2 protein-coding genes and 2 pseudogenes are annotated in these 2,631 nt (G+C 70.2%); all 4 read right to left on the bottom strand.

All coding sequences use genetic code 11. From position 1 onward, the window contains the following. A pseudogene (locus RT567_RS15455) lies at positions 1–408 on the bottom strand (bifunctional diguanylate cyclase/phosphodiesterase); the annotation flags it as partial. Beyond that, entirely contained in the window at positions 405–1,025 is a 621-nt protein-coding gene (locus tag RT567_RS15450; RefSeq protein ID WP_313577122.1) for a GNAT family protein, read from the bottom strand. The pseudogene RT567_RS15455 and the gene RT567_RS15450, both read right to left, overlap by 4 nt. Positions 1,026–1,071: 46 nt before the next feature. After that, positions 1,072–2,252 (bottom strand): annotated as a pseudogene (locus RT567_RS15445) (M16 family metallopeptidase). 55 nt (positions 2,253–2,307) lie between these two features. Continuing rightward, positions 2,308–2,631, bottom strand: a 324-nt coding sequence (locus RT567_RS15440; protein ID WP_313577121.1) for an SURF1 family cytochrome oxidase biogenesis protein, incomplete at its 5' end; no start/stop codon positions are given.

Genomic DNA, 2,631 nt, shown 5'->3' with positions numbered 1-2,631 from the left:
GAAGGTGCGTCGGTCCAGCAGGCCCGTCAGCGTGTCGCGATCGGCGCCCGCGAACTTGGTTTCAAGTGCGACGATGCCCGCCGCGCGCAGGCCGTCCTCCAGCCAGACGCCACGCCACAGGCAGGTCTCGCAGCCGCGCATCCGCAGGCGCACGGCGATCTCCGTCCCCTCGGCCTGAGGCTTCAGCAGGCGGTCGGCCAGGGCGCGATCCTGAGGCATGGCCAGGGCGGTGAAGGCTGCGCCAGAGCACTGCGGCGCCAGCGGTCCCAGGCCCAGCGGCCGGGTGGCGCCGGTGAAGCGGATCTGATCTTCGGCCGGGGTCCAGATCCATAAGGCGGCGTCGGCCGCCGCAAGAGCTTCGATCGCCGTGGTCGGATCCCACGTCAGGGCTCTGGATCGTGTGCTCAAGACGGGTCCGATACTCTGACTGAATGGGCGACGCCGGCGGCGAACTCCAGATCGAGGACGCCGAACAACAGATGGTCTGCCCATCGGCCGTTAATTTTCAAATAAGCGCGGGCGAGGCCTTCCTGAGAAAAACCGGCCTTTTCCAATACGCGGCGCGAGGCGTGGTTAGTCGGCACGCAGGCGGCCTCGACCCGATGCAGCCCCAGGGCGGAGAAGGCATGGCCCAACATGAGCCGCACCGCCGCCGTGCCGACGCCCTGCCCCGCATAGGGACGGCCGACCCAGTAGCCCAGGGTGCCGGTCTCGGCCACGCCGCGCCGGATGTTGGACAGGGTGATGGCGCCCAGCAGCGCTTCATCGGCTTGATCGAACACGAACAGGGGCCAGGCCGTGCCCTGCTCCATTTCCCGCGCATAGACGCCCAGGCGACGGCGATAGGCGGCGCGGGTCAGGTCGTCCTCGGCCCAGGCCGGCTCCCACGGTTGCAGATAGTCGCGAGATTCCTCACGCAGGGAGGCCCACGCCACATAGTCCGCAGGGCGCGGCGGGCGCAGCAGAACCCCCTGCCCGTTCAGGACCGGTCCAGTCGCCTCGGCCATCCAATCGAACAGGGCCATGGATCAAATGATAGCGCGAAGCGATCTCGGCGTCAGCAGGCCGCGATCAGCCCGCCGCCATCCGCTGGCGGAAGGCGCGCCCCGCGCCGCCCGCCGCCTTGGGCCCCAGCACCGCCGTCGCCGACAGCCCCTGGCTCGTCATGGCCTGGCCCACCGCGCGCAGATCCTGCGCGGTCTGAGCCTCGATGCGGGCCGCGCTGTCCTCGGACGAGATGGGCCCCCCGAACACCAGGGTCTGGCCCGCCAGTCGGCCCGACCGGCTGGCCGGGCTTTCATCGGCCATCCACAGGCTGGCGTTCAGCACGGCCTTGGCCCGCGCCAGCTCCGCCTCCGTCGGTCCCTTTTCAGCCAGGTCGAGGACTTCGGCGGCGCACAGTTCGGCCAGCTCCAGCGAGCGCTCGGCCGCCGCCCCGGCGTAAACGCCCAGCACGCCCAGGTCGTCATAGGTCTCGTGATAGGCGTCGATGGCGTAGGCTAGGCCGCGATCCTCGCGCGCGCTCTGGAAGTGAATAGCCGCAGGGCGGGCTGGCGCGGATCGCGCACGCCCAGGCTGGGCAGTTGGAAAACCAGATTGGCCTGTTCGATCTTGCGCGCCAGCTTCGCCTCGCCGCCGGTGAAGACGGCGGGCGCCGTCGGCTCGTGCGGCGCGGCGACCGCCTGGCCGAACCAGGTCTCGGCCAGGGCCAGAAGCTCGTCCTCATCGACCGCGCCGGACACCGACACCACCATGTGATCGGGCGAGTAGAGACGCGCGCGCCAGTCCGCCACGGCCGCGCGGTCGGCGGGCGCCAGGCTGGCGATCGAACCCAGGATCGGCCGCCCCAGGGCCTGACCGGCGAAAGCCTGGGTCTGGGCCATCTCGAACACATGGTCGTCCGGCGTGTCGAAGGCCTCAGCGATCTCCTGGGCCACGACGTCCTTCTCGCGCTCGATCTCTTCGGGCGTCAGCGTCGGACGGAACACCAAGTCGGACAGCACCTGCATGGCCAGCGGCAGGCTGCCCTTCAGCGCGCGCACGTCGAAGCTGGTGCGTTCATAGCCAGTGGCGGCGTTGATCGAGCCGCCCTCAGCCTCGATGCGCTCGACGATCTCGCGCGCGCCCATGTCGCCCGCGCCCTTGAAGACCAGATGCTCCAGCAGATGCGACCAGCCGGAACGCGCTTCGTCCTCCATGCGGGCGCCGCCGTTGACGGCCACGGTCACGGCGATGGTGCGCAGGCCGGGCATCGGGTCGCACACGACGCGCACGCCGTTGGACAGGGTGTGAAGGCGAGCAGTCAGGTCAGCGATCCTTGGCGGGCGTGGGGCGATAGCGGCGCAGCAGCAGGGCCGCGTAGAAGACGACCAGGGTGATCGCCAGGCCGAACCAGGTCAAAGCGTAGCCCAGGTGGTTGTTGCTGAAGGCGGCGGGCGGCGACACCGGCCGCAACGTCGTCAATTCGGGATTGGCCGAGGTGGTCGCATAGACGGTGTAGGGCGATACCGCCCCCGTCACGCCCAGGGCCTGGGCCATCGCCGCCCGGTCGCGGCCGTAGAAGAGCTTGCCCGAGGGCGGCGGCGTCATGGCGTTGGGGCCCGGCGCCTGACGCACCACGCCCGCGACGAC

The sequence above is a fragment of the Brevundimonas sp. genome (assembly GCF_032107865.1).
Taxonomy (GTDB): Bacteria; Pseudomonadota; Alphaproteobacteria; order Caulobacterales; family Caulobacteraceae; genus Brevundimonas.
The sequence above is the reverse complement of the archived record's forward strand: the minus strand, read 5'-3'. Positions and strand labels throughout refer to the sequence as shown.

Bases quoted from the DNA above. Each gene is read 5' to 3' on its own strand.
- RT567_RS15450 (WP_313577122.1), bottom strand. From the start codon at position 1,025: ATGGCCCTGTTCGATTGGATGGCCGAGGCGACTGGACCGGTCCTGAAC.